Below are 20,789 nucleotides of genomic sequence, written 5' to 3' on the forward strand. Positions count from 1 at the left end.
GAGGAGAGGTCTCCAGTCACGAACTCGTCGAGCTCTACCTCGAGCGAATCGCCACCCACAACCCCGCGCTGAACGCGGTGGCGCGGCTCGGCCGAGAAGTGAGGGCTTTGTACCGCCCCCTGCGTTGTCTGACGACGGTGAGCCGACGTGGGCCGCGAACCGAGCCGAGCCAGTCGACGCCTGTCAGCTCACAAGTGCCCGCACACCCCTGTGCCACGTACCCACCCGATCGAAGGAATTCTCCCCCCGTGACCTCTTTCCACGACCACCTGACCCTGCCCAACGGCCAGGTACTGCCGAACCGGATCATGAAGTCCGCGTTGAGCGAAGGGCTCGCCGACAAGCACAACGCCCCGGACCATCGCCTCGAACAGCTCTACCGGACCTGGAGCAGGGGCGGGTACGGGCTGATCATCACCGGCAACGTCATGGTCGACCGCGGCCAACTCGGCGAGCCGGGCAACGTCGTCATCGAGGACGACCGCGACCTCGCCATGCTCACCCGATGGGCGGCGACAACCAAGGACGCCGGCGTTCCGACCTGGGTGCAGCTCAACCACCCGGGGCGCCAGGCCAACCTGCTCGCCCTCGGGCACACCCCGGTCGCGCCCAGCCCGATACCGCTGGCACTTCCCGGCGCCACCAAACCCCGCGAGCTGACGTCCGCGGAGATCGAGAACATCATCGAGCGATTCGCGACCGCGGCCGAAGTGTGCGAAGCGGCGGGCTTCGCCGGAGTCCAGGTCCACGGAGCTCACGGCTACCTGGTCAACCAGTTCCTCTCCCCGCTGTCGAACCAGCGTGACGACCAGTGGGGCGGCGATGCTGAGCGACGGATGCGCTTCGTCCTCGAGATCGTCCGTCGCATACGGGCACGGGTGTCACCGGACTTCGCCGTCTCCGTCAAGCTCAACTCCGCCGACTTCCAGCGCGGAGGCTTCACGGAGGCGGAGTCGCGCGGAGTCGTCGCGGCTCTGGCGGGGGAGGGACTCGACCTGATCGAAGTGAGCGGCGGCAACTACGAGTCGCCGGCGATGTCGGGCGCCTCGGCGGCGTCGACGCGCGCCCGCGAGGCCTACTTCCTGGAGTACGCCCGCACAGTGCGCGATCTGGTGGGCGACATCCCGCTGGCGGTGACAGGCGGCTTCCGCTCGCGTGGCGCGATGGCGGACGCCGTCGCCGAGGGCGAATGCGACGTCGTCGGTATCGGGCGCCCCACCGCCACTACGCCCGACGCCGCCGACGTGATCCTCACGGGGCGGGCCGATGCGGTCGTCGCACACCAGATGCGCTACGGAATGCGCAGCGTATTGGGCAAGGTCGCCGACCTCAAGGCACTCGACGGCGTCCTCGACATCAGCTGGCACGCCGATCAGCTGCACCGACTGGGGGCTGGGCTCGAACCCGACCTGCGGCGCGGACGTCTGGCCACCACGGTCTCCATGGTGCGGCGCAACGGCCGAACATCCTTCCGCCGCAAGCGCGGTGCTTGACGCCCGCTGAGACTCATCTGGGCCACGCGGCGATCTCACGGTCGCCGCAGGCGGCATCAGCTGTCCCGCCGGCGTATGGTCAGGCCGGCCGCTGAGGGGTGAGCCGTCGGGCGGCCTCGGCGAAAGCCGCCAAGAGGCGATCGACAGACTCGACCGGGCGGCCGTCAACCCGATGGTCATGCGGCGCGGCTTTCACGTCGAAGCCACCTCCACCGGCCCTACTCCTCAGATGACGAACGACAGGCCCGGGCAGGTCTGGGTGTGCTGTCCTGGGACGTTGGTGCCACGCGGGCTGGGTGCTTGAACAGGCGAGGGCCAGATGCCCGCACGTCTCGGCGCGGCGGACCTTACGGTTTGTGGGTTACCCAGAGCAGTTCCGCCGGCCAGCGGTGTGCCCAGTCGGGTGGGTCGGTTTCGTTGTAGCCGTTGGGTGTTCCGAGTTCGGGCCGCGGCTCGATGAGGTCGTCGATGATGAGACCCGCGCCGCGCAGGACCCTGACCCAGTCGCCGTAGGTGAGCTGATAGCTGGTCGCGCCGTGGCCCTCGGCGATGGTGTCCAGCCCGAAATAGTCCTGCTGCAGTGTCGTGGTCACGCGGCTGGCGGCTTCGTCGTAGCACGCTTCGAACCATGGGCTGGCGACGTTGAACACCAGGCGCCCGCCTCGGCCCAAGACGCGTGCGGCCTGCGGGACGGCCAGGTGCGGGGGCGCCCAGCTGAGCCCACCGAAGTCGCAGAACACCAGGTCGAAGCTGCCGGAGGCGAAGGGGAGTTGTTCGGCGGCGCCTTGCACCAGCGGGTAGCGGGCCGCTCCCATCGCGCTGGCCGCTGCGGCGAGTTGGGCTTCGGACAGGTCGAGCCCGACCACCGTGGCGCCCTCGGCGGCGAGCGCCCTGGACCACTGGCCGGCGCCGCAGCCAAGTTCGAGGACGCGCTTGCCGGTGACGTCACCCAGGGCGCGCAGGTGCGCGTCGGGGATGGAGTACATGCCCCACAGCCGGGGTGTGGCGCCGATTTGCGGGTCGTGCTTGTGCTGGTAGGCGCTGCTGATCCGGTTCCAGAGCCGCCGGTTGGCGGGGATGCTGTCCACGTGCCGACTTCAGCACTGCCTGCCGGGGGCGGTCAACACGTTTAGGGCAGCGGCCACTGATGGTGGAGGTTCCCGAGGACGGCGGATCACCGTAGTGCGAGTCACCGGCGAGGACGGGCGCGAGCGCCTGTTCCCGCTCGAGGAGTTGCCGCTGCCGGGAATGCATGGGTCAGCCGGCCAGTTGCGCGGCGAACTGCGCCTCGATGGCCGGGTACAGCAGGGCCAGGTCGTCGTGCAGCGTGGACTTCACGTTGCGACTGATCTCATCGATGATGGCCTCGGACCGACCTGCCTCGAGCGCGTCCAGGGCGCTGCGGGCCACGTCGGCCGGAGGGGTCTTGGCGACGTCCATGCCGACCTGCATGTCGGTGTCGACCGGCCCGACGTGGACGGCGACGACTTCGGTCCCCTGCGTCTTGAGCTGCTGCCTGGCGGCGTTGGTGTAGCTCCATGCGGCTGCCTTCGACGCGCCGTACGTTGCGGCAACGGGGTACGTACGCCGCCCACGAGACGACCGAGAGCATGTTGACGAAGGCACCGCCGCCGTTGGCCGCCACGACCGGGGCGAACGCCTGCGTCATGGAGATGAGCCCGAAGTAGTTCACCTCCAGCTCGCTGCGCGCCACGTCGAGCGACGCGGAGAGGGCGAGGTTGCTGCTGGCGATGCCGGCGTTGTTCACGACGATCGCGACATCGGCGAACTCGGCAGCAGCCGCGGCGACAGCTGCCGGGTCCGTGACGTCCAGCGCGACGGGCGTGAGCCGCGGGTCCGTGATGGCGGCGACATCGCGGACAGCCGCGTACACCTCGGTTGCACCGCGGTCGAGGAGCTCGTCTGCGAATGCCCTGCCGATGCCACGGTTGTCACCGGTCACCAGAGCTACCGAACCTTCTGGAGACTCGACCCGCCGAACTCGTGCGCTGGGAGGTCGTCGAAGGTCCCGAGGAGCGGAGCGGCACGCGGTCCTCTTCGAGCTCAAGCAGGAGGACGACTTCACGATTGCCAGTCAGGCGGCATGAGTACCGAGCCCAGCACCAGCCGGATGCCTCCGACACGATTCCCGGTCACCGAGATCGGGCGTCGCCCGCGGAGCGGTCCCACGTGGCGGCGGTGATGCCCCGCGCACGCAGGACCCCCTTGCGGATCTTGCCCGTCTCGGTGAGAGGCAGTTCGGGGACGACGTCGATGTACCGGGGTACGGCGAAAGCGGGCAGCTCGCGGACGCAGTGGCGGATGAGGTCGTCGAGGTCGTCGGGGCCCAGAGCACGGCCCGGTGATGCGACCAGGGTCACCATGACCTCGTCCTCGGCCAGTTCCGAGGCCACCGGGAAGGCCGCGGCCTCGGCGACGGCCGGGTGCGCACACACCGCCGACTCCACCTCGCACGAGGAGATGTTCTCGCCGCGGCGTCGGATGACGTCCTTGATGCGGTCGACGAAGCGGTACCCGCCGTCGCGCTCGCGGATCACGCGGTCGCCGGTCCGGCGCCAGGAGTCGGGGGGCGGCCCCGGTTGTCCCAGATGGCCGGTGGAGAAGGCGTACGGCAGGTCGGTGCGGACGATCAGCTCGCCGGGTGTGCCGTCCGGCACGGGGGTGAGGTGTTCGTCGACCACCCGCGCGGAGAAGCCCGCCCGCACGGTTCCCATGGAGCCGGGCCGCTGTTCGTCCGGCGTGGAGCCGATGACGAGGTTCGTCTCCGTCGAGCCGAATCCGTCGATCAGCGTGACGCCGTAACGCTCGCGGAAGGGCTGCCAGACGGGCCCCGGGGTGGCGGGGGAGAGGCCGCGCCAGGCCTTGTGCGCGCGGTCCTGGGGGCCCGGCGGCTGCGCCAGGAGCATCGGCACCATCGCCCCGAGCAGGTAGACGACGGTGGCGTCGGCCGCCGCCACCCGCGCCCAGTACCTGGACGCGGAGAAACGCTCGTCCAGCACATAGGTGGCGCCCACCACCATGGCGTGCGCCAGCGCGTTGAGGGCGTTGGTGTGGAACAGGGGGAGACAGGTGTAGAGGACGTCGTCGCGGGTGAGGCGGAGGGAGTCCGCGACATTGCGGCCCCACCAGGCGAACTGCGCATGGGGGCAGCGCACGCCCTGGGGCCGTCCGGTGGTGCCCGAGGTGAACAGGATCGAGGAGGTGTCCTCGGGGCGCACCGGAGCGGGCGGCAGCGCCTCGGCCCGGCCCGGCGCCGGAACGCCGTTCGCACCCACGGTCCAGAGCGTCCCCCGGTAACCCGCCTCGGCGACCCGGTCCACCGCCTCGGCCTCGGCCAGCAGGAACGACGGGTCCGCCTCCCGCAGGACCTCCCGCAGCCCCCGGGCGCGCAGACCGGTGTTGAGCGGTACCAGGACAGCGCCGAGCCAGGCGCAGCCGAGCATCAGATCGACGAATTCGATCCGGTTGGAGAGCAGGGCCGCGACGCGGTCCCCCGGGCGGCACCCGTGTGCGGCCAGGGCTCCCGCCATGGTCGCCGCCGCCTGCCGCGCCTGCCGGTAGGTGCGCTCCGTGCCGCCCACCCGCAGGAGTACACGGTCGCCGTGCTCGCATGCGGCGGCGTCGAGCAGCTCCGGGATGGTCGGGGCCGGTACGGCGGGGCCCGGGGTGGGCGCGTCGTTCACTCCAGCACTCCCGCGCCGCGCAGCCGGCCCAGCCGCTCCTCCGGAATGCCGGCCCACTCCCGCAACACCGTGTCCGTGTCCGCACCGAGCAGCGGCGCGGCCTTGCGGATGCCGCCGGGCGTGCGGGTGAGGCGGATCGGTACGCCCTCGTGGAGGAAGGCGCCCGCGGTCGGGTGTTCCCGGCGGACGTAGAACCCGCGTGCCCGCAGCTGAGGGTCCTGTTCCACCAGATCCCGCCCGTCCTGCACCGCCCCGGCCGGTACGCCGCGCTCCTGGAGCAGCTCCGCGGCGGCGTCGGCCGGCATGGTGCGCGCCCATGCGCCGATCGCCTCGTCGACCAGCGCCTGCTCGCGTCTGCGACCCTCGGCCGTGCGGGTGCGCCCGTCGACGGCGAGTTCGGGGCGGCCGATGACCTCGCACACCGCCGTCCACTCGACCCCTGAGCGCACGCTGACGGCCAGCCAGCGGTCCGCGCCCAGGCAGCGGTAAACGCCGTGCGGGCTCCAGCTCGGGTGGGCGTTGCCGACCGGGTCCGACGCCGTGAGCAGGCTGGTGCCCATGTGGGCGGCGAGCGCCTCCAGTTGGGACAGGTCGATGTGCTGGCCGCGCCCGGTCGCGTCGCGGTACTCCAGCGCCGCGACGGTGGCGAGCGCCGCCTGGAGGCCCGCGACGATGTCGCCGTGACCGTAGATCACGCCCACCACGTCGTCCGCTCCCCAGCCCGTAAGACCGGTCAGGCCGCCGCTCGCCGAGACGGTGTCCGCGTACGACACCCAGCCGTTGCGCGGCCCGGTGTGGCCCATGCCCGACATGCTCACGTACACGATGCCCGGGTTGATCTCCCGCAGCGTCTCGTAGCCGAGGCCGAGCTTCTTCATGACAGTGGAGCTGAAGTTCTCCACCAACACGTCGCAGGACGCGATGAGTTCGCGCAGAACCGCGATGCCCTCCGGGGACCTCGTGTCGAGCGTGGCGCTGCGCTTGTTGCGGTTGACCTCGTTGAAGTAGCCGTTGGTGTCCGGGTCCGTGTGCGGACCGCGCGACAGGTGCATGAAGGGCGCGAAACGGGTGGGGTCGGGGCGGCCGGCCGACTCGATCTTGACCACGTCGGCGCCATGGTCCGCGAGGACCTTGGTGCAGTACGGGCCCGCGAGCACCCAGGTCAGATCGAGGACGCGTACGCCGTCCAGCGCGGGGCGGACGGCGGTGGCCGCGTCGGGATCGGGGGCGGACGCGGGGACCGAGCGCCGCTCGTCGAGCAGAGCCTGGGCCTCCCCGGCCACCGGTACCGTCAACTCGGTGATCCGGCGGCCCTCGGGGAACGCGAACGGAAAGCCGAGATCGGTCCGACCCTCGACCTGGGTGAAGAACCCTCGTGCGGCCAGTTGCGGGTTGTCCGGCAGCTCCCGCGGGAGGTCCACCGCGGCCCAGGGCAGTTTCCTGGCCTGGGCCCGTTCGGCGAAGTCGGCCTTCGGCCAGGAGCCCACGAAGTCCTGGACGACCTTGAACACATGCTCCTGGTACTTCTTGCGCTCGACGGGGTCCTGCCAGCGCGGTTCCGCCAGATCGGCCTCGGCACCTTCCTCGCACAGCCAGGCCAGCAGCGCGTCCCACATCCGGGGACTGCCACCGAGCCCACCGCCCAGGTGGCCGTCCGCCGCCCGGAACAGGCCGTGCGGCACCAACGGATGCACCCGGCCCGGACGGGGCGGCACCCGGTCCTCGTGCAGGTAGGCGAGGGTGCCCGCCTCCAGTGCGGCGGCCACGCACGCCTGCGCGGAGACGTCGACGAGCTGCCCCGGACCGTGGCGGCGAGCGCGCAGTCCGAGCAGCACGGCGATCGCCGCGTTGACGCCCGCGAGATGCTCCGCCTGGTTCTCCGGCAGCCGCAGCGGCGGGCCGTCCGGGTCGCCCACCTGCGCCAGCATCCCGCCGAGCGCGGCCACCACCAGATCGGTGCCCTGCCAGCCACTGCGCGGGCCGACGAGTCCGAACGGAGTGACCCGTACGTGCACGAGGTGACCGAGATCCGCGGCGGTCGGCCCGGCACCGTCGGCAGGGTCTGCCGCAGTGCCGTCCAGGAGTGCGTCCGCACCCTCCAGCAGCCGGCGCAGACCGGCCGAGCCCTCGCGCGTGGCCAGGTCGAGCGTCACCGAACGCTTCCCGGCGTGCCAGTGGGCGAAGGCGGCGCCGTCGTGTTCGTGCCGGGCGGGGTCTCCCTCCGGGGGCTCGACCAGCACCACCTCGTGGCCCAGACCCACCAGGAGCCTGCCCGCGAAGCGGGTGAACGGGCTGGACAGTTCGACGACTCGCAGAGCCGGTTCGCTCACGTTTTCCTCCGCCGGGAGTGGTTCAGAGTCGGTTCGTGGTCGGTTGGCTGTCAGCCACGCCGCTGGTCGTCGTGCCGCTGGTTCAGGAAACCGGAGACGACCGTGCAGTAGTCGTGCGGGCGCTCCTCCTGGAGGTGATGGGACGTCCGGCTCATCACGTGAAGGTTCCCGTGGGGAACCATACGGGCCAGCATCAGCGGGTAGTCCGGGGTGAGGAACGCGTCGTACATGCCCCACATGAAGAGCGTCGGTGCCTCGATCCGCCCAAGCTCTTCGGTGAGGTCCTGCCAGTCGCCGCGCGGGTTGTCGGAGGCGGCGGCGAGCGCCATCTCCTCCGGGTCCAGGCTCTGTGCGTGGCGCAGTTGCACCGTGCCGTCGGGGACGGCGTCCGCGTCGTACCACTCCAGGCGGGCCATCAGCTCGCGCATCTTCTCCGGCGTGGGGCCGTCACCGCCGTAGTACACGTCCCGGGCGTTGCGCCCGCGCCGCGCGCCTTCGGGAAGCGGGGCGAGAGGTCCGTAGAAGACCGGCATGCTGCCCGTGATGACCAGGGACCGCACCCGCTGCGGATACTTGGCGGCCAGGTTGAGGGCGATGGTGCCGCCCCACGAGTTGCAGACGAAGTCGGCGCGCTCCACACCCAGGGTGTCGAGCAGCGCCACGGTCTTGGCCGCGTGGTAGTCCCACATCGGGCCCTTGATGACGGGCTTGGCCGACTTGCCGTACTGCAGGATGTCGACGAGGAGACAGCGGCGGTCGGCGGCGAACAGCGGCGCCACCTGCCCGAAGTCCGACCAGCCGGTGCACCCCGGGCCGCCTCCGTGCAGAAAGACGGTGGGGCTTCCCTCGCCCATCTCGACGTAGTGGTACGTGACGCCGTCCGCATCCGCGTAGGCACCCGGCGGAGGCGGCTGAATGTCCATGAGGTCCATCCCCGCATGCTGTCCGGTGGCACGGGCCCGCCCAAGCGGAACGGTCCGCTGAGCGGGCCGGGTTCGCGGGCCGGGGCGGGGGTGGGTGCGGGAAGTCGCGTGGCAGAACCGGGCGCCGGCCCATCCTGGCGACCGGCTGGTGATGACCGGATGGTGGTGACCGGCACGGTCCGAGGCGCCGCACGTCCGGGGTGGCGGATCGTGCCCGCACGGCGGGGCGCGTGATGTCGTGCCCCGCGCTCCTGCCGGGGCGCCCCTTGACGGCGAAGGCCCCGGCGTTGTCCGCTGCCGGGGCCATGCCGTCGTCGTCCTGGGCTGAACCACCGCCAGGACAGCCGTCGTCCTGGGCTGAACCACCGCCAGGACAGCCGTCGTTCTGGCGCAGACCCTGTCAGGTCAGATCCAGCGCCACCTTCCCGATCGCCTCCCCGGTGCGCAACCGGTCCGCGGCCTCGGCCAGTTCATCGAGGCCGTAACGTTCGATCGGCAGCGTCAGCTCGCCCGAGGCGAGTTCGGTCAGCATGCGTTCGGTGTCCGCGGCGACCTCCCGGCCCCTCGACATGAGGTTGACGGGCAGCAGGGACACGTCCGCGAGCAGGAAGTCCGCGAGGTCCACGGTGAATTCGCGCCCCGCGGTGTAGCCGACCAGCGCCACACGTCCGCGCGGCCGGACGAGTCCGAGGGCATCCCGCAGCACCGGTCCGCCGACCGTGTCGACGATCGCGTCGACCGGGCCGCCGACCGCCTCCGGCGACAACTCGGACGCCAGGACGGGCTTCGCGGGCGCCGGGACATGGTCCAGTTTGGCCGGACGGCCGACCACGCCGATGACCTCGGCCCCTGCCCGCGCGGCGACCTGCACGGTCAGCGCGCCGACCGCACCCGCCGCGCCGGTCACCAGGACCCGTTCCCCGGGCCGGATCGCGGCGACGGTGTGCACGGCGGCCCAGGCGGTGCCGGCCGGCGAGAAGAAACTGCACGCCAGCGCCGGGTCCGTACCCTCGGGTACGGCAAGCGCGGCGGCGTCGGGCACCACCGCGTGGTCCGCCCAGCCGCCGTCCCGGCGCAGCCCGAGTCCCTGGCCGTTGATCCTCACGAGGCTGCCCTCGGCGTGCTGGTCAGAGGCCAGGACGACGCCGCACGCGTTGGTGCCGGGCACCGAGGGCAGATCGGGCAGGATGCCGAACTTGCCGTCCACGACGTTGAGATCGAGGTGGCCCACCTGCGCCGCCTGGATCCGTACGAGGGTCTGTCCGGGCTCTCGTACCGGCACCGGTCGCTCCACCAGCCTGGGCAGCGTGCCGAACTCCTCAAGGACCAGGGCACGTGACGTCCCGCCCCGAAAAGCCCCACTCGCAGTGTCCTTCACTGCCTCACTCACAGCCTTGTCACACCCTCACTCCGTAGCGACGCAGCACCCGGGAGGCGACGATCCGCAGCACGCGGTCGAAGACGAACCCGAGGATGCCCAACATGATGATCCCGACGAAGACCCAGTCGATGCGGCCGTAGTTGCGGGATGTCCAGATCAGTGAGCCGAGACCGACCTGCGCGGCGACGATCTCGGCGGAGACGATGGTCAGGAAGCTGTTGCCCATCGCGAGGCGAGCCCCGGTGATGATGTGCGGCACCGTCGACGGCAGCACGATCCCCCGAAGGATCTGCCGGCGGTTCGCCCCCAGGCTGGCTGCGGCGCGTATCTTCGACTCGCTCACCGCCATCACGCCGGCGCTCGTGTTGAGCGTGACGATGAAGACCGCCGTGTAGAAGATCAGCACGACCTTCGACGACTCGCCGATGCCCAGCCACACCACCGCCAGCGTCACGAAGGCGACGGGCGGGATGAAGCGGAAGAACTCGATGTACGGGTCGAGGAGTTGGCGCACGAGGGGGATCTGCCCGAGCAGCAGTCCGACCGGAACGCCCACCACCAGACCGAGCCCCCAGCCGATGAGGATGCGGCGGCTGGAGGCGATGATCGAGTTGGTCAGCGTTCCGTCGCTCGCGAGTTCGCGTGCCGCGTCCAGGGTCGCGCTCGGGGAGGCGACCAGGGAGGCGCCGTACTTCATCGACAGCAGTTGCCAGATCCCGATGCCGATGAGGACGGAGACCACGGGCAGGAGGACCGAGCGCAGTCCGCGTGCGGCGTTCCGCAGCGCGTGTCGTTCGGTGCGTGGGCTCGCGGACGCCTCCGCCGTGACGACTGTCATCGCTCCTCCTGAAGGTCCGGCCGCGAGGCCGACTGCGGGTCCAGGCCCTGGTCCCGCAGGGACTTGCGTACTTCCTCACCGATGTCGTCGCGCAGGGCGCGGCGCAGTTCGAGGGCGGCGGGGTCGGACTCGTCACGCGGCCGCGGCAGGTCGATCGGGTACACCGACTTGATGGCGGCCGCCGGTCCGGCCGTCATGACGGCGACGCGGTCGCCCAGCAGGATCGCCTCGTCGATGTCATGGGTGACGAAGACGACCGTGCAGCCCGAGGTCTGCCAGATGCGGGCCATCTCCTCCTGCATCACCTGCCGGGTCTGGGCGTCGAGCGCGCCGAACGGCTCGTCCATCAGCACCACCCGCGGCTGGTTGGCCAGCACGCGGGCGATCTGCACCCGCTGGCGCATGCCGCCCGACAGTTGACTGGGGAACCGGTCGGCGCAGTGCCGCAGCCCGACCAGGCCGAGATACTCGTCGGCCAGCTTCGTCTGCTCGGCCCGCGAGGCGCCCCGCATCCGCGGACCGAACGTGACGTTCTGGCGAACGGTCATCCAGTCGAACAGCGCCTCGCTGCTCTGGAAGACCATGCCGAGGTCCGGGTCGGGGCCGCCGACCTGGGCGCCGTCGACGGTCAGACTGCCCTGGTGCGGTCGTACGAACCCGGCCAGCGCGGACAGCAGCGTGGACTTGCCGCAGCCGGACGGGCCGAGCAGACAGAGGAACTCACCGGCGGCGATGTCCAGGGAGATGTTCCGTACGGCGTGGAAGGAGCCGAACCGGATGTCCACCCCGTCGACCAAGACGGCCGCGCCGTGGCCGTTCTTCGCTGGAACCGACCCGGGCGGCGGCCGGTCGGTCTTGAGGGCCTTCGTCATCATGATCCCTTCGTCTGCCGGGGTGAACCCGCCGCGCGGCGCGCCTGCGCCACGTCGGGCTGGGACGTGACCTTGCCGATGTCGAGGTAGAACCTGGCGGTCGCCGTGTAGTTCGTGAGGTCCTTCGCCGTGATGTCGCGTGTGCTGAAGTCGATTTCCTTGATCGCGTTCAGGGTCTGGGTGGGGCCCGTGGGGTGGCGCGAACCGTAGAACGCGGCGTCGCGCACTGGCTCGGTTCGCGGTCCGCTCAACGGGACACGCGCGAGACCGGTCCCGCGGCGGCACCTCGTCGCGTACGAACGTCCAGGCGTCCGGATCGTCGTTCACGCTCTCGTCCATCTCGGTGAGCATCCGCCCGGGCGGCGGACAGTCCGCAGTCACCCCGCGGCTGGCCACCGCCGGCGCCGAGGTCATACACGTCACCCATGCCGGGACCTTCGCACGCCTGCTCGTGCCCGGATTCGGCACGGTCTGCTCAGCGGAACGGGTCCGTAGGCGGATCGAGCACACACCCGGATGCTCGACCCATGTTCCGACGGCAGCAGGAGGTCACGCACGATGACGACGGGTGAGGGCTCGCTCGCCTCCAAGGGCACCACGGTCCGAGGAAACCGCAGACCGGGAGGGCAGCCTGGCCGGCAGGACTGGTCGTCGTGGCCCCACTACGACGCGGCGGCGGCCGGCTTCCGTGGCTACTGGTATCCGGTCACCTGGGCCAGCCACATCACGGGAAAACCGCTTCCGTTCACGCTCTGCGGCGAGAAGATCACACTGATCCGGGACGGCGGAAAGGCCTACGCGCTGCACAACCGCTGTCCGCACCGCGGTGTGCCGCTGTCCGAGGGTAATCAGCAGTTCCCGGGCACGGTCAGCTGCCCGTACCACGGCTGGACGTTCGACCTGCCCACCGGCAAGCTGGCCGCCGTGATCACCGACGGCCCCGGCTGTCGGCTGACCGGCAAGGTCGGGGTGACGACGTATCCGGTCGAGGAACGCCTCGGCATGGTGTGGGTGTACATGCCCGTCGCCGACGAGGAACCGCACCCGATCGACGAGCAGCTTCCCGAGGAGCTCGTCTCCAACGGCTTCGTCATGGGCGGCCGCATCGAACCCCGCGGCGGCAACTGGCGGTTCGCCTGCGAGAACGGCTTCGACGAGGGGCACGCCAAGTACCTGCACCGCACCGCGCTATGGCGGCTGTTCAAGCCCATGCCCACCTGGAACATCACCAGGATCGTCCCTCAGGGGCGATGGATCTTCCGGGTGCAGGACGAGGTCCACTGGGAGGCGGACTTCCCTGGAGTCGGCCGCTGGTCCAACAAGCGCTGGTGGAAGAAGCGGCCGCCCAAGGAAACCTTCAACATCGGCAACACCGGAGCGCCGGACACGATCAACCCGACGATCGAGGCCCAGGAGTTCCCAGGGTTCGCGTCCCTGTCGATGCCCGGCGTGCTGCGCATCGCCTACCCGAACTTCATCCACTACGAGTTCTACGTCCCCGTGGACGACGACCACCACACCTACGTCGGCGTGATGGTCAACTTCACCGAGGGCTGGCAGACACTCGGCTTCTACGCCAAGTACCTGGGCGCCATCCGCTGGCTGTTCCACGGCCAGTTCTCCGGCCAGGACGCCTGGATGGTCGACGTCACCGACGCGCCCCCGGAGAAGCTCTACCGCCCCGACATCTCGCTGACCGCCTGGCGCAACCTCAGCGAGGAGGACTACGCGAAGAAGCTGGCCGCGGCGGCCCCGGACGCCCAGCGAACCGCGAACTCCCCTGACACGAAGGGAGCCTGAGCATGGGCCGTACCCTGCTCACCCTGCTGGCCGGAGTCGCCCTCGCCATCGGGCTGCCCCTGGCAAAGAAGCGCTTCGCGCGCACCACGATGACCCAGGTCCACAGGATCAACCAGTGACCGGCGCGCAACCGGCGGGCCTGGCCGGACTGGACGACCAGCGCGGCGCCTGGGTCGCCGAGGCCTGGCGGCACGTCACCGGTGACCGGCTGCGCGAGCTGATCGTCGGCCTGGTCGACATCCCCAGCCCGACCGGCGACGAGGCCCCCCTCGCCGAGCACATCGCCGCCACGTTGAAGGCCGCGGGATGCCGGGCCGCCGTCCAGCCGATCGACGACCGGCAGGCCAACGCCTGGGCCCGGATCGAAGGCGACGGCACCGGCCCCGACCTCATGCTCTACGCCCCCGTCGACACCCTGACGGTGGGCGAGGAGAGCGAGGACCTCCCCTGGATCGGCCCGGAGTTGCGGGACGACATGCGGCCGGAGGCGACCGTCTACGAGGACCTGGTCGTCGGACTCGGGGCGTCGAATCCGAAGGGTCACGTGGCCTGCGTGATGATGGCCGCCGAGGCGATCGCCCTCGCCGGGATCCCGCTCACCGGCGACCTGGTGGCCGCGTTCGGCGCGGGCGGCATGCCCACCAACGCCCGGCCGGGTTCCGGCCGGCGCAACACCGGCCAGGGCGTTGGCTGTTCGTTCCTGCTGGAGCAGGGGGTCTGGACCGACCACGCGGTCATCGCCAAGCCCGGCTGGACGGTCTCGTGGGACGAGGTCGGCCTGGTCTGGTTCGAGGTCACGGTCCGCGGGACACACACATACGTCGGCTCGCGGCACCGGCTCCCGTACGACAACGCCATCACCCGGGCCGGCGAGGTCGTCCGGCATCTGGAGGAGTGGTTCGTCGAGTACGCCCACCGGCACACCGACGGCACCGTCGCCCCGCAGGCCGTCGTCTCCTCCGTACGGGCCGGCTGGCCCCGGATGGCCGCGGTGACACCGGCGGCCTGCACCCTCATGGTCGACCTGCGGATCAGCCCCGACACCACGCCGATGCAGGCCAAACGCGAGTTCGCGGCCGCCCTCGACGCCATCCGCGACAAGATGCCCGGTCTCGACGTCACCGCCGAGACGGTCCTTGCCATCCCGGGGACGCGCACCGATCCGAGCGACTGGATCTTCCGTACGGCGAAAGCGGGCTGGGAGGCGTTCGAAGGCCGTGAGCACGAGGTCGTCCGCGGCAACAGCGGCGCGACCGACGCCAACATCCTGCGCGGCCGCGGCATCCCGACCGTCCGCGTCGGCATGCCGAAGGTCGACCCGGCTCAGGCCCCCTTCGACATCGACTTCGCGCGAGGGATGAACACCGTCTCCGTGCGGGCCATGGAGAAGCTGACACGTCATCTGGTGCGTACGGCCGTCGACACCGTCACCCGTACCCGCGCCGAGGTGGAAGGAGCGCTCGCATGAGCGCCGAGATCGTCCTGGGCGTGGGCGCCTCGCACAGCACCCTCATGAACACCCACTGGGAGGAGACCCTCCACAAGGACCGCGCCGAGCGGTTCCGCGACGCGCTGAGGGCGGCACGCGACGAACTCGCCGCGGCCCGTCCCGACACGGTGATCCTCGTCGGCTCCAACCACTTCCGGGGCTTCTGGCTGGATCTGATCCCCTCCTTCACTCTCGGTGTCGGCGAATGCGTCGCCAGCGGGGAGTCAGGCACCCCCAAGGGCCCGCAGCCGGTGGACGTGCCGCTGGCCCAGCACATCGCGGGCTGCCTTGTGGAGGGCGGCCGGTTCGATCCGGCGTTCTCGGCCCGGCTGCAGATCGACCACGGCCAGTCGCACGCCATCCAGTACCTGCTGGACGGCCTGGACGTGGACATCGTCCCGCTGGTCATCAACGTGTTCGCCCCTCCACTGCCCACGCTCGCCCGCTGCGAGGAACTGGGCCGTGCGATACGCGAAGCCGTCCTGGCGTTCCCCGAGGACCGCCGGGTCGCCGTGATCGGCTCGGGTGGCCTCTCGCACCGGCTGCCCTGGCCGGACTGGCGCGCACCGCACGGCGACGACGAGGAGTTCATGGTCGGCGCCTGGCTGAACGGCCGGGAGAGCTGGCAGGACTACGACGTCAGGCGCCGCGAGATCATCCGGGCCGCCGAGGCGTCCCTCAACCCTGGGTTCGACGACGAGTTCCTCTCCTTGGTGGAGCGCGGCCGGACAGGCCGGATCACCGAGTACTCCACCGAGGAACTGGAGAAGGTGGCCGGCAACGGCGCCCAGGAAGTGCGCACCTGGCTGCTCATGGCGGCCCTGCTCGACCACGTCCCCGGACGGCGCCTGGCCTACGAGCCGATGCCCGAGTGGCTCACCGGCATGGGCGTCGCCGTCCTCGACCCCGCACCCACCCCACCCACCGCAGACAGCGCAGTGAGCGCGGACAGCGTTGAAAGGCAGCCATGAGCATCTGGACCGAACTGATCGGCGTCGACTACCGGCATGCGTACGTGGAGACCGGCGGCTTCAGGACGCGAGCGCTGCAAGCCGGTCCCGAGGACGGCGAGCACGTGGTGTTCCTGCACGGCACGACCGGCCATCTGGAGGCCTTCGTCAAGAACATCCCGGCGCATGTCTCGGCCGGCTACCGCTGCCACGCCATCGACATGCTCGGCCACGGCTACACCGGCAAGCCGGACCGCCCCGGTGAGATCCCCGCGTACGTCGAGCACCTGATGTCCTACCTGGACGCCGTCGGCGCGGAGCGCGCGCATCTGGTCGGTGAGTCGCTGGGCGGCTGGGTCGGCTCCTGGGCGGCGAGCGAGTACCCGGACCGGGTCGCCTCGCTGCAGCTGCTCTGCATGGGCGGGACGAAGGTCAACCCGAAGGTGATGGAGCGGCTGAAGACCTCGACCAGGGCCGCCGCCCTGGAGGACGACATCTCCTTCACCCGGGAGCGTCTGCGCCTGCTGTGGGCCGCGTGGGACGAGGACCTCGGCGAGGAGCTGACCCAGGTCCGCTACGGCATCTACCACCACCCCGACTTCCAGCAGAACCTGCACAACCTGCTCGCCCTCCAGGAACTCGAGGCACGCGAGCGCAATCTGCTCCGGCCGGACCGGATGGCCCGGATCAAGGCACCGACGCTGGTGGTGTGGGGGAACAAGAACCCGCTGGGGGACGTCCCGGAGGCCGAGGCCATCGCGGCCGCCGTCCCCGGGGCCCGCCTTGAGGTCTTTCCCGAGTGCGGGCACTGGCCGCAGCACGAGAAGGCCGACCTCTACAACCCGCTCAGCCTGGCCTTTCTCGCCGAGGCGCGGTAGCGGACTCCCGCTACGCCTCGTCGGCGGACGTTCGTCAGCGGTGACCGAGGTCAGCGCGGTCACCGCGAATTTACACCTTGGCGCATGGCCGTGATCAGGGCAGGCGTGGTTCCGTTGAGGGGCCATATCCAGCCACGGACCGAGTTCCCCGGAAAGCCACGGACTGATCGAAAGGTCCTCCCCATGACCGTCATCTCGCTCAGCGGCACCGCCGTTCACCCCGTCGGCTCCGCCATCCCTCGCGCGGATCCCGGTTCCGACCAGACCCCCGACCCGATGAACTCGGTCCTGGGCAAGGTGAGACCGATCCTGGAGGCGTTCACCGCCGAGGACAACGCCCTCTCCCTCGCCGAGCTGGTCCGCCGGACCGGGGTGGCCAAGGCCACCGTGCACCGGCTCGCCCAGGAACTGGTCGTATGGGGACTCCTCGAGCGGGCGGGCTGCGACTACCGGCTCGGTCTGCGCCTGTTCGAGATGGGCCAGCGGGTGCACCGGCAGCGCATCCTGCGGGAGGTTGCCCAGCCGTACATGGAAGACCTGCTGCTGGCCACCCAGGAGACGATCCACTTCGCCATCCACGACAGCCTCGACGTGGTCTACCTGGAGAAGATCCTCCCGCATCGCGGGCTGAACGAGGAGTCCCGGGTGGCCGGCCGGCTGCCGCTGTACTGCACGGCCACCGGCAAGGCGATCCTGGCCTACTCCCCGGGCACGCTCTTCGCCGAGGTGGTCAGGAACGGACTCAAACCGTTCACCCGGCACACGGTCACCTCGCCGGGCCGGCTGCGCGCTCAGATCGAGCGGATCCGGGCCGAGGGGATCGTGGTCGAGGCCGAGGAGATCCGTCTGGGCTACACGAGCATGGCCGTACCGGTCTTCGGCAGCCAGTCCTCGCTCGTCGGAGCCCTCTCGATCACGGCGCCCACCTACCGCATGGACCCGTCCGGGCACGCCAGCGCACTGCGCGCCGCGGCTCTGGGGATCAGCAGGTCACTGCGGTGAGCGCGGTCCTGGAGGAGGTGCTCACCCGGGCCCGCGAGCTGATCGGCGACTGGGACAGCGAGGACTGCGGCGTGCTCTCGGTGAAGGACTTCTGCCGCTACGCCGCCGCCCTCAACGACGTCGACTACATCCGCACCGCCCGGGCGCGAGAGGCGGCCGGAGAGACGGTCGTCGCCCCGGCCCTGTTCCTCGCCGGGACGCTGAGCTGGGAGGACGGCCCGGCCGAGGACGAACTGCGGCCCGACGGGCTCGCCTCCCGCGAGTCGCCCTGCACTCAGGGCCTGCCGGTACGTCAGGTGCACGGGGGCCAGTCGGTCCGGCTGGTCCGCGCCCCGGTCGCGGGCACCCGCGTCACCGCCGCCCGCTCGGTCACCTCGGCCGACCGACGACGCGGCAGATCGGGCGAGTTCGTGCTGCTCGGCGTCACGACCCGCTTCACCGCTCACAACGGAGAGGAACTCATGGCCGTGGACGAGACGATCGTCGTCCTGGACGGCGTGCCGGACGAGCGGCGCGCGGACGAGCAGGGCACTGGCGAGAAGCGCGGGGCCGCGGCATGACGGAGACCGACGTCGCGGGGCAGGTCGGTGAGCAGGTCTGCCCACCGCGCGCGTACGCCCACAGCCGACTGCAGCTGTTCCGGTTCAGCGCCGTGTCGTGGAACGCCCACCGCATCCACTACGACGCCGCCTTCGCCGCCTCGGAGGGGCACCCGGACGTCGTCGTGCAGTCCACCCTGCACGGCGAGACCCTCAGCCGGTACGCGCTGGAATGGGCCGGTCCAGGCGCGAGCCTCACGTCGGTGAGCTGGCGCAACCGGGCGACCGCCGTGGCCGGTGAGCGCCTCACCTGGACCGCGACGGTCGCTGCGGCCGAGCCGTGCGACGCGGGAGTGCGGGTGAAGCTCGACGTCTCCGTGCTCAAGGAGGACGGCGCTCCCTGCGTCACAGGGCACGTCGAACTCACCGCGCGTGCTGCTCGTACCAGCCCTTCAGCAGGGACGTCCCCAGATCCGGCGACTTCTTGATCAGTTTCTGCTCGCGCAGGAAGTCGACGATCTTCTTCGACTCGGCGACGTCGGCTGCGGTGATGCCACGGGCGGCGAAGGTGATCTCGGGCAGCACCTTCTCCGTGTCCGCCGCGGGAAGCTTGACCTGCTGGTTGGAGGCCTTCGCCGCGGCTGCGGGGTCATCGGTGACGAGCTTGTCCGCGGCGGCCACCACCTTGAAGACCTTGCCGGCGACCTCTTCGTTGTCCGCCAGCCACTTCTGGTCCGTCAGCAGCCACTGCACGTACTTCACCCCGAAGTCGCCGATGCGTCCGGCGACATGACCGCCCGCGGCGGCGCCCCGCGCGGCCCACGGCTCGAACAGGACGTACGCGTCGATCGAGCCGCGCTCCAGCATGCCGGGGATCTCCGGCGGTGAACTCTGCAGGATCTTCACGGACTTCGGATCGACGTCGTTGTGGCGCAGATACTGGTGGGTCGCGTACAGGCCGAGCCCGCCGATCGACGCCATGGTCTTGATCTGCTTCGGGGAGTCGACGCCGTCGCGCAGGACGACCTTGAGGTAGCGGTCGGAGGACTGGAAGACACCCAGGGACCGCAGATCGGGATTGGTGGCCATCAGCGGCAGGGCGGTGGAGTCGGCGTTGGCCGAGATCTGCGCGGTGCCCGCGGACACCGCCTCGGCAGCCGCGGGACCGCCCTCTGTCTTCACCAGCTCGACGTTCACGCCCGCCTTCTCGAACATGCCGCGTTCCACGGCCAGATAGAACGGGGCGTACGAGGCGTCCACGCCGAGGGCGACCCGCACCGTCGGCTGCCCCGCCGAGGTCCCGCCCGCCGAGTCCGTCGTACCGGCCGTACAGCCCGTGGCGAGAACCAGGGCTGCACAGGCGGCGGTCAGGGCGCTTGTCTTTCCGTTCACGTGCATTCGTCCTCCCGAGCACCGGATCGTGGTGACCGAGGCTCCCAGCACCCCCGGCATCGGATAAGCGGATCGTCCTGCTCACCGGACCCCCGGGGACGCACGAGCGGGGGCGTCCTGCTCAGCGGACCGAAACCATTTGGCGAAACCGGCGCCGTCCCTACGCTCCCGGTCCATGAGCCTCCTCTCCGACGTGCCCGTGAGCACGGACGAGTCCCGCCGGATCGAGACCGACGTCCTGATCATCGGCGCCGGACCGGCCGGCCTCTACGGTGCCTACTACGCCGGCTTCCGCGGACTGCGGGTGACGGTCATGGACGTCCTGCCCCAGTGCGGCGGCCAGATCAGCGCCATGTATCCCGAGAAGCCCATCTTCGACATCGCCGGATTCCCGACGGTGCGCGGTCGCGACCTGGTCGACCGACTGGTGGCGCAGGCCGAGCCGTACGGTCCCGTCTACCTCCTCGGCCACCGCGCCGTCGAGCTCTCCCACGACGCGGACGGACGCCCCGTCGTGCGCGATGACCAGGGGACCACGGTCCACGCCGGAGCTGTCGTCATCACCGGGGGAGTGGGAACGTTCACGCCCCGGCCCCTCCCGGCGGGCGAGGAGTTCCTGGGGCGCGGCCAGGTCTACTTCGTACCCAACCCCGACGACCACGCCGACCGGGACGTCGTCGTCGTCGGCGGTGGCGACAGCGCCTTCGACTGGGCCGTGACCCTCGCCCCGCTCGCCCGCTCCGTCAGACTCGTCCACCGCACCGACCGCTTCCGCGCCCACCGCACGACCATCGACAAGGCCCGCACCCTCGGCATCGACATCCTCGTCGACTCCGAGGTCAGCGCGCTGCGCGGCTCCACCCACCTGGAACAGGTGGAGATCCGGCACCGCGTGGAACGAACCACCCAGGTGATCCCGGCACAGACCCTCGTCGCCGCCCTCGGCTTCAAGGCCGACCTCGGCCCGCTCCAGAACTGGGGCCTGACCCTGCAGGCCCGGCGCATCGCCGTGGACACGCGGATGGCCACCAACGTCCCCCGCGTCTTCGCCGCCGGCGACATCACCGACTACCCCGGCAAGGTGCGGCTCATCGCCGTCGGCTTCGGCGAGGTCGCCACCGCGGTGAACAACGTCGCCACCGTCATCGACCCGGAGGCCCAGCTGTTCCCCGGGCACTCCACGGACAAGGAGAACTGA

At 70.7% G+C, this 20,789-nt stretch carries 19 protein-coding genes and 2 pseudogenes; 9 read left to right on the forward strand and 12 right to left on the reverse strand.

The window, feature by feature from the left end:
- The first annotated feature begins 248 nt into the window (after window positions 1-248).
- Window positions 249-1,493, forward strand: coding sequence for an NADH:flavin oxidoreductase/NADH oxidase family protein (locus ABZ027_RS25500; RefSeq protein ID WP_356772152.1), 1,245 nt, complete (start codon window positions 249-251; stop codon window positions 1,491-1,493).
- Window positions 1,494-1,840: 347 nt separating this feature from the next.
- On the opposite strand, the gene ABZ027_RS25505 is transcribed toward ABZ027_RS25500, so the two are convergent.
- From ABZ027_RS25505 to ABZ027_RS25555, 11 genes and pseudogenes are all read right to left on the reverse strand, one after another.
- Window positions 1,841-2,581, reverse strand: coding sequence for a class I SAM-dependent methyltransferase (locus ABZ027_RS25505; RefSeq protein WP_356772154.1), 741 nt, complete (start codon window positions 2,579-2,581; stop codon window positions 1,841-1,843).
- 169 nt (window positions 2,582-2,750) lie between these two features.
- Window positions 2,751-2,933 carry a hypothetical protein gene (locus ABZ027_RS25510; RefSeq protein WP_356772269.1) on the reverse strand — a complete coding sequence of 61 codons (183 nt, stop codon included), beginning with the start codon at window positions 2,931-2,933 and terminating at the stop codon, window positions 2,751-2,753.
- Window positions 2,934-2,996: 63 nt separating this feature from the next.
- Window positions 2,997-3,119: pseudogene (locus tag ABZ027_RS25515) on the reverse strand (hypothetical protein); the annotation flags it as partial.
- A gap of 25 nt (window positions 3,120-3,144) precedes the next feature.
- A pseudogene (locus tag ABZ027_RS25520) lies at window positions 3,145-3,579 on the reverse strand (SDR family NAD(P)-dependent oxidoreductase); the annotation flags it as partial.
- Between the two features lie 67 nt (window positions 3,580-3,646).
- Complete coding sequence (locus tag ABZ027_RS25525; RefSeq protein ID WP_356772156.1) at window positions 3,647-5,197, reverse strand: AMP-binding protein; 1,551 nt, start codon at window positions 5,195-5,197, stop codon at window positions 3,647-3,649.
- A complete protein-coding gene (locus tag ABZ027_RS25530) occupies window positions 5,194-7,527 on the reverse strand; it encodes a CoA transferase (protein ID WP_356772158.1) in 2,334 nt (777 codons plus the stop codon). Before ABZ027_RS25530 ends, ABZ027_RS25525 begins: the two co-directional genes overlap by 4 nt.
- 50 nt (window positions 7,528-7,577) lie before the next feature.
- On the reverse strand, window positions 7,578-8,459 hold the full coding sequence (locus tag ABZ027_RS25535) for an alpha/beta hydrolase (protein ID WP_356772160.1): 882 nt from the start codon (window positions 8,457-8,459) through the stop codon (window positions 7,578-7,580).
- Between the two features lie 391 nt (window positions 8,460-8,850).
- On the reverse strand, window positions 8,851-9,840 hold the full coding sequence (locus tag ABZ027_RS25540) for a zinc-binding alcohol dehydrogenase family protein (protein WP_356772162.1): 990 nt from the start codon (window positions 9,838-9,840) through the stop codon (window positions 8,851-8,853).
- A gap of 7 nt (window positions 9,841-9,847) precedes the next feature.
- Window positions 9,848-10,669 carry an ABC transporter permease gene (locus tag ABZ027_RS25545; protein ID WP_356772164.1) on the reverse strand — a complete coding sequence of 274 codons (822 nt, stop codon included), beginning with the start codon at window positions 10,667-10,669 and terminating at the stop codon, window positions 9,848-9,850.
- Window positions 10,666-11,544 (reverse strand): ABC transporter ATP-binding protein, encoded by an 879-nt coding sequence (locus ABZ027_RS25550; RefSeq protein ID WP_356772166.1) that lies wholly within the window; start codon window positions 11,542-11,544, stop codon window positions 10,666-10,668. Before ABZ027_RS25550 ends, ABZ027_RS25545 begins: the two co-directional genes overlap by 4 nt.
- Entirely contained in the window at window positions 11,541-11,792 is a 252-nt protein-coding gene (locus tag ABZ027_RS25555; RefSeq protein WP_356772168.1) for a hypothetical protein, read from the reverse strand. The genes ABZ027_RS25550 and ABZ027_RS25555 overlap by 4 nt, the downstream gene beginning before the upstream one ends.
- A gap of 307 nt (window positions 11,793-12,099) precedes the next feature.
- Between ABZ027_RS25555 and ABZ027_RS25560 the strand changes: the two genes are divergently transcribed.
- From ABZ027_RS25560 to ABZ027_RS25590, 7 genes are all read left to right on the forward strand, one after another.
- Complete coding sequence (locus tag ABZ027_RS25560; RefSeq protein ID WP_356772170.1) at window positions 12,100-13,341, forward strand: Rieske 2Fe-2S domain-containing protein; 1,242 nt, start codon at window positions 12,100-12,102, stop codon at window positions 13,339-13,341.
- A 115-nt stretch (window positions 13,342-13,456) separates the two neighbouring features.
- Window positions 13,457-14,809 (forward strand): peptidase dimerization domain-containing protein, encoded by a 1,353-nt coding sequence (locus ABZ027_RS25565; RefSeq protein ID WP_356772172.1) that lies wholly within the window; start codon window positions 13,457-13,459, stop codon window positions 14,807-14,809.
- Entirely contained in the window at window positions 14,806-15,801 is a 996-nt protein-coding gene (locus ABZ027_RS25570) for a catechol 1,2-dioxygenase (protein ID WP_356772174.1), read from the forward strand. Before ABZ027_RS25565 ends, ABZ027_RS25570 begins: the two co-directional genes overlap by 4 nt.
- Window positions 15,798-16,658, forward strand: coding sequence for an alpha/beta fold hydrolase (locus tag ABZ027_RS25575; RefSeq protein ID WP_356772176.1), 861 nt, complete (start codon window positions 15,798-15,800; stop codon window positions 16,656-16,658). Before ABZ027_RS25570 ends, ABZ027_RS25575 begins: the two co-directional genes overlap by 4 nt.
- A 183-nt stretch (window positions 16,659-16,841) precedes the next feature.
- Entirely contained in the window at window positions 16,842-17,660 is an 819-nt protein-coding gene (locus ABZ027_RS25580) for an IclR family transcriptional regulator (RefSeq protein ID WP_356772178.1), read from the forward strand.
- On the forward strand, window positions 17,657-18,220 hold the full coding sequence (locus ABZ027_RS25585) for a MaoC family dehydratase N-terminal domain-containing protein (RefSeq protein ID WP_356772180.1): 564 nt from the start codon (window positions 17,657-17,659) through the stop codon (window positions 18,218-18,220). The genes ABZ027_RS25580 and ABZ027_RS25585 overlap by 4 nt, the downstream gene beginning before the upstream one ends.
- Window positions 18,217-18,687 carry an acyl dehydratase gene (locus ABZ027_RS25590; RefSeq protein WP_356772182.1) on the forward strand — a complete coding sequence of 157 codons (471 nt, stop codon included), beginning with the start codon at window positions 18,217-18,219 and terminating at the stop codon, window positions 18,685-18,687. The genes ABZ027_RS25585 and ABZ027_RS25590 overlap by 4 nt, the downstream gene beginning before the upstream one ends.
- Here ABZ027_RS25590 and ABZ027_RS25595 read toward each other — a convergent pair.
- Complete coding sequence (locus ABZ027_RS25595; RefSeq protein WP_356772184.1) at window positions 18,623-19,591, reverse strand: ABC transporter substrate-binding protein; 969 nt, start codon at window positions 19,589-19,591, stop codon at window positions 18,623-18,625. The genes ABZ027_RS25590 and ABZ027_RS25595 overlap by 65 nt on opposite strands.
- 175 nt (window positions 19,592-19,766) lie before the next feature.
- On the opposite strand from ABZ027_RS25595, the gene ABZ027_RS25600 reads away from it, so the two are divergent.
- Window positions 19,767-20,789 carry an NAD(P)/FAD-dependent oxidoreductase gene (locus ABZ027_RS25600; protein WP_356772186.1) on the forward strand — a complete coding sequence of 341 codons (1,023 nt, stop codon included), beginning with the start codon at window positions 19,767-19,769 and terminating at the stop codon, window positions 20,787-20,789.

Origin of the sequence: Streptomyces sp. NPDC006332 (genome assembly GCF_040612855.1) — a bacterium.
Taxonomy (GTDB): domain Bacteria; phylum Actinomycetota; class Actinomycetes; order Streptomycetales; family Streptomycetaceae; genus Streptomyces.